The sequence below is a fragment of the Pirellulales bacterium genome, from assembly GCA_035546535.1.
Classification (GTDB): Bacteria; Planctomycetota; Planctomycetia; order Pirellulales; family JACPPG01; genus JACPPG01.
The window spans coordinates 1-6,232 of record DASZWQ010000139.1; the positions used below are offsets into that span (position 1 = coordinate 1).

The 6,232-nt window shown below is 61.1% G+C and carries 3 protein-coding genes; all 3 read right to left on the minus strand.

The features are described 5' to 3' along the window. Positions 1 to 91: 91 nt before the first annotated feature. Positions 92 to 343, minus strand: a complete 252-nt coding sequence (locus VHD36_16750) for a hypothetical protein (protein ID HVU88976.1) — start codon at positions 341 to 343, stop codon at positions 92 to 94. A 450-nt stretch (positions 344 to 793) separates the two neighbouring features. Beyond that, a complete protein-coding gene (locus VHD36_16755) occupies positions 794 to 2,266 on the minus strand; it encodes a sulfatase-like hydrolase/transferase (protein HVU88977.1) in 1,473 nt (490 codons plus the stop codon). Between the two features lie 255 nt (positions 2,267 to 2,521). After that, complete coding sequence (locus VHD36_16760) at positions 2,522 to 5,878, minus strand: dockerin type I domain-containing protein (GenBank protein ID HVU88978.1); 3,357 nt, start codon at positions 5,876 to 5,878, stop codon at positions 2,522 to 2,524. Positions 5,879 to 6,232 lie beyond the last annotated feature (354 nt).

Genomic DNA, 6,232 nt, shown 5'->3' on the forward strand with positions numbered 1-6,232 from the left:
GAGGAACATCCAACGAGAACCAAACCGTCAACAGACGCTGCGGCCGCGCGAGACCCGTGAGGGGTCTCACGGGCCGCCAAGCCCAGTCACCCTACATCTTATCCAAGCCCAAAAACTGTCCAACAATTGGGGTCCACCTTATATAGCCCGTCGATCCCAGATTGAAGATCGCCGTGTCGATCAGAGACGGAACGCCGTTGGGCGACCACTTGGTCGGATCAAGAAGACTGCCCGACACAGGATTGGCCCAGGAATAATCGATGCCGTAAGCGACGGGCGCGCGTACGGCACAGGTTCCAATCACGGCGAGCACGAGCGCAACGGCTGCTTTTGGAATTCTCATGTTCCGACCTCAATAGCATCCAGATAATGAAAAATGAAAGAACTATCGCGTGCAAGATTTCACTCGATTCGCGGCGCAGTAAATATCTGTTCGTGCGCGAGCACATCGATGGCATCAACGCAGAACGCCCGGCCGGATCGGATATGAATGCGCTACCTAAGAGGGCAGCTTGATCGGCCGTCGAAAAGATTACCCAGTAGCGTGCTCCGCCAAAGAAGTCGAGCCATGACGCTCGTAACGCCCAGTTTGACCGGGCGGACTGCCCTAGACTCGATCCGCAAGATCAGGTCGAGTATAAGAACTAGCGGCGCACGATTTCTACTTTAAAGCGACACCTTTCAGACTTGTAAGATAAGACGATCCTATGGATCGGGCTCCGATGGCAAGGCCATTCACTTCGGCAGTTCTGGATGGACTATTTGTCGCACTGAATGTATCCGAAACATTGAATCAACGAGAAACGTCCGGCCACACGTGCATCCTGGTGGTGAGCTCGCGATAGAAGGCTTCCATCTTCGCCGACAATTCGGCCAGTCGCACCGGCTCTGTTTGCGACAAGTCCCGCGACTCGGCCACGTCGTCGCTGATCCGATACAGACTGAAATCGGTCAGCTTCGCGGCCCGGGCGGCCGCGGCGTTGCTTTCGGTGATATTACTGACCTGCGGTAAAGCGCCGCCGTCGAGCCGGGCCAAAAGTTTCCAGGGACCGTCGCGCATCGCCACGCGCTGTTCGTTCAGCGCGTTGTAGTAGACCCAGAACAGCGGCCGCTGCCGCACGATCTCGCGGCCGTGCAACACCTCGGCAATGTTGGTGCCGTCCAATGCGAGAGTGCCGGGAAGTATCGCGCCTGCCAGCGCCGCGAATGTGGGGAGCAGATCCAACGAGCTGACCGGTTGATCGCATGTCGTGCCGGCCGGCGCATGGCCCGGCCAACGCACGATGCCGGGCACCCGGAATCCGCCGTCGGTGGTCCACAGTTTCATGCCCCGCAGTGGGCCGGGCGATCCGTAGCAGCGCACACCGGCCGGGTACCGCTCGAGCGTCTCGGGCCCGTTGTCGCTCGTGAAGAGCACCAGCGTGTTCTCGGCCAACCGCAAACGATCGAGCGTGTCGAGCACTTCCCCCACGGCCAGATCGACATTTTCGACGTTGGCGAAGTATTCCGCCTGGTTCTCGTTTCTTGCCACGGCTTTATAGCCAGCCACGAGTTCCGGCGGCGACTTCACCGGTTCGTGTGGCTCGTGAAACGGCAGATACAAAAAGAAAGGTTGGTCAGGTTTGCGATCCACGTGCGATGTGAGCCAATCGATTCCCTCCGCGGCGGCCAGGCGACAACTGAATCCCTTGAGCGGGCCAACGCGCTTGCCGTTCCGCACGTAATTGGTTGGGTTTTCGTGCGAGGGGTGCGCGTTGTTTTGCGTCGCCATCCAGTGGTCGAAGCCGGCGTCGTTTGGCTGCGGCTGTCGTTTATCGTTGAAGGCGGCGTTGCAATGCCACTTACCCGCCATCGCCGTGGCGTAGCCAGCTTCGCGAAGGACGCGCGGCAGCGTCACTTCTTCCGCGCGCAGGTGGACGAGATGGCGGGCCAGCGGCGAGTTCTCCGCTTGATTCGCCTGAGGAATCCAGTCATAGACACCGGCGCGGTTCGGGTTGCGCCCGGTCAACAATCCGACGCGTGACGGCGAGCATACCGGGGCCGCCGTATAGTAGCTGGTGAAGCGAATTCCCTCGGCAGCCAGCCGATTCAAGCGGGGAGTGCGAATATGAGGGTGACCATAGCAGCCCAGGTCTCCCCAGCCGAGATCGTCGCAAAGGATGACAACAATGTTGGGCCGATCGGCTGCCCGCGCGGTGGACGTGAAAGAAAATGCTGCGAGGACGATCGCCACGAGGAACAGATGGCTACGAATCGTGTGCGGCATATTTGCGTTTCGCAAAATCCATGGCGACGGAAAGGAGGGGCCGAGGCGCTCTAGGACCCGGCACGTCGAAAGGCATCGAGCGTGATTTCCCCTCGAATCAAGACAATTCGGCCACGACCATCGCATCTGCGTCGATTCGGTCGACGGCACATCGTCGTTTGGCAATGCATGGTCGCAGGGCGCAGGATAGTATGGGCCAATCAAACCCAATTGCTATACAGCCATCGAAATTTACCGGTATCCGCTTTGACCCGACTACGATCGTTCGCCACGCGTCGCGGCCGCGATCGAGTCGAGAACGCCCTCATCGAGCGGCGAGGTCCATGACGTCCCGACCGTCGTTGCTGCTTCCTGCAGCACATCCCGCGTTGCGCGCGGCGGCCCGCCCACGGTCCAGCGATCGAGAGCGAATGAATGAACCGCCGGCGTCTGAGACATGACGCTGTCGACTGCCGCCGCTGGCAGGGCAGGTTCCGTCTTCCCCAGGAACGCTGCCAGTCGGTCGACCGGCGCTACGCTCGCTTGCCAAGGGACGGACGGCAGCAAAATGGCGGTTTGCAAGATATCCTCCGCGGAGGTTGTTGAATCCGCCGCGACGCCATCGACCGGCACCGTGCCGTCTTCGGGTAGAGACGCACCCGTGGCAAGCATCGCTGCTTCGGGCGCGGATTGTGCGGCCGATACGACATTCCAGCGCGTGCCGTCCGAGACGAGCGTAGCGCTCTGCCCCGGGCCCAGGCTGAGGGATGAGACGCCCGAGGTGCTGCCGCTGGGCAGGATGTCGGTCCCCTGGTCGGCGTTCAACGTGGCGGCGCCGCTGCCATTATTGGTGATGATCACCTGAAGGTTTTTGGCGGCGGCGACCGGGGGCATTATCAAAGTGCTCGTGGTGCCGGTGATCGTGACTGCCGAGGACGTGATATACGTGGTCGCCGTTGTGTTGATTGTCTGCGGTAGCGGAGAGAGCAGTCCCGTTAGGCCGGCTCGCTGCATCATCAGAGCACGGAGTTGCGCGCCGTCGTTGTCCGTGGGAGCAACACCATAGGCGACGACGTCGCCGAAGGTGGTCGTCGAACCGAGTTGGGTGAACGACTGATACGAAGGATAGTCGTAGAAGCCATTGAGCATCTGATCGCTGCGGCCGCTAGCAAGTTCGGCCCAATCGCCGGAGGCATTTCCGGCGCCGCCGTCGCTGACGTACAACTGCTGAGGCGCGCCATTGGCATAATATCGCCACGGTCCCGCCGCAAGCCCGCCGGCCCCGGGCGACCCGACGTCGGCCCACTCGAAGGACAAGAGTTGGTCCGTACTCATGTAGTAGTTTCCGGGGAAGGCGGCATGGGCACCGTAGTTCATGGAAATGATCGCGGCGTGCGGCTGGCCGTTCCCTAACCCGGTACTATTTCCATGCGTGTCGTTGATCCGCAGCACGGGTGCGTAGACGTTCGGCGCCAGATCGCCCGAGGCCCCTTCGTACCCGGTCATGAAAATCCGCTCGGACTTGACGCTCGTATCGGTGTCGGCGGACGACGACAGGAAGAAATCTTCGGCGGGCGCGAGCGACGTCCCGGTGAGCACGTTTTGAAAGATCGCACCCGTGGACGAATTCGCCATCCAATTGGGGACGCCGTTGTAGAGCCACTGATTCGCGCCGAACACGACGCCAGGTCGTCCAGGGCCGAGTGCATTCGGGTCGTAAGTTGGTTCGCGCATGCGTTTCATCTGCAACGTCGCTTCGGGGCCGTCGCCGGCGACGAAGGCGCCCAGAACGCCCGACTTATCCGTCCAGGAAATGACCTGTTGTATCGAGCCCACATACGAGCCGTCGTTGGATGACGGGGTCAGATACCACATGTGGCCGCTGAGGTCATTGCGGATGCCACCCGTTTCATTGAGCCGCCAGTACATCGTCGGCGACTCGAGGTTGCTGCCACCCAGGCCACTGTTGTCGGGCAACTGGCTGACCGCCGTGACCGTCAGCCCGGCACCACCCGCCCACAAGCTGTTGACGTCGGTTTGATTGAACGCGACGTTGTCCCACACGCCCCAATCCTCCATGCGCATCGACATGTTCGTGGTATTGAACGCGTTGCCGAGGATAAGTTGATCGGTGCTTGCTGTATCGTTCTGCAGCGTGCTGGGCAACACATTGCCGTTCGGATTCGCCAGCGCGAGCTTCGTGCCGTCGACCCAGATCGACAGCTTGCCTCCATCGGTGGGCTGACTCCCGTCGAACGACACGGCAATGAAGTAGTCGTGCCCCGAGACGAACGGACTGCCACCGGGGCCGGTCGCCGTGTAAACCGACTTGGCATTGTTTGGCCCCGCATAGACGACGAAATCCAAATGCGAGTCGTATCCCGATCCCGACAGGCTAAGCGAAAACACGCCGTTCGTGCCGGTCTTTTCGATCTGCGAAAAGATCAGCTGCGTGCTGCTGAAGGTGTCGCCGGCTTCGTTGTTGAAATAGACCCAGCCGGCGAAGGAGAATTTATTGTTCGTCCCGAAGTTGAAGCTATTCGGCCCCGCCGCCGTGTGCAGGTATTGCTGCGACGCACCGGACAAGTACGCCGTGGTACGCAAGTTCAGCGTGGAAAGATCCGTGGGATCGAGCCATAGTTGCAGGTCGGGCACGTCCGAGGGGAGCACGTCGCCGGTCGTGACATTGATCGGCACGCTGCGCGACACGGTTTGCGGAGTGCCCGTCGCGGTGTTCCCCAGATCACTGATCGTGACGCCCAGCGTATCGGCGCCGGCGTATCCGCTCGTGGGTGTGTAGATCACGCCGTTGACGGCCGCCAGGGTAGCGTTAATCGCGGCCAAGGGCGCCGTGATCGTGACGGTTGCGGAGCCGTTCCCCGTGATCTGCGCACTTTGCAGGCCGCCGGTTACCGACGTAGATATCACGAGCGTGCCATGCGCGGCTGCCAGCGCGAGTTGTACGTTGCTCGTGCCGGAAAGCAGCGAGCCATCCGCCACGGACATTCCGCTAAGCGGCAAATCGAGCGTCTGCTTGACCGTCAAGGGGCCAGCAGGAAGCGAGACACTGGGCGGGCCGCTGCCGACCGAGAAGTTAGCGGTACTCGCCTCGGCCGATTTTCCTCCCTGGTCGGTCACCTTTACGGCAAAAGTCTGCGCGCTCAATGGGCTGGCGTACGTGTACGACATCAACACATCGAAGCCGCCTTTGCTGTCGGCCACGATTTGGCCGTTTGAGCTCGGAGTTCCCGTAAGCGTCAGTGTATGTCCGTTACCACAGGTGATGACTGCCGAGTAGTCATTGGCCGTACTGCTCGGGTCGTCGTCTGTAAAGTGAAAGACGGGTGCGTTCGCGAGCGGCACGCCCGCCGTGGCCGCCGGCGGTGAAAGCGTTGGGCCAGCTGCGAGCCAACTGGACGAAATCTGTGCCAGATCCTGCGCGTTGACGATGCCGTCGCCATTGACGTCCCCGACCAGGCCCCCGCCCCCCGCGCGAAGCCAGTTGGAAGTGACGACCGCGAGGTCTTGCGTATTCACGATGTTGTCTTGGTTCGCGTCTCCCGGAATCGGGCTGGAGACGACGCTGAACATGAGACGCGGTTCTAGTTCCTCGACGCGAGGTTTGCGCGGCACGAGTCGTTCCCTTACGAATTGGCAAAGTGAGCGCGCGCAGGTACACGCGCTAAAAACCGTCGAGGGAAGCCCGAACTGCCCGCCACGGAGAAGTGGGTCGGGGCGTTTGCAACGCAGCCTGCGCGCTAGTTCGTACGGCGCGCACGAAAGGCGCGTCGCAGGAACGGAAATCGCAAGCAGGTGCGGCGCCGCCAGCCCGACTGACGCTAAGCACAACGCTTGAACTTAGAGAGATGCCTCCAAATACGTTCGCCTCTGTTCGTGCATCCTTAGGATAGATGGAAGCGCATAATTCGCAAGCATTGCGCACGCCACATTTACAACCTCATCAGGGGGGGCGATCGCCGTCATATC

Bases quoted from the DNA above. Each gene is read 5' to 3' on its own strand.
- VHD36_16750 (HVU88976.1), bottom strand. From the start codon at position 343: ATGAGAATTCCAAAAGCAGCCGTTGCGCTCGTGCTCGCCGTGATTGGA.
- VHD36_16755 (HVU88977.1), bottom strand. From the start codon at position 2,266: ATGCCGCACACGATTCGTAGCCATCTGTTCCTCGTGGCGATCGTCCTC.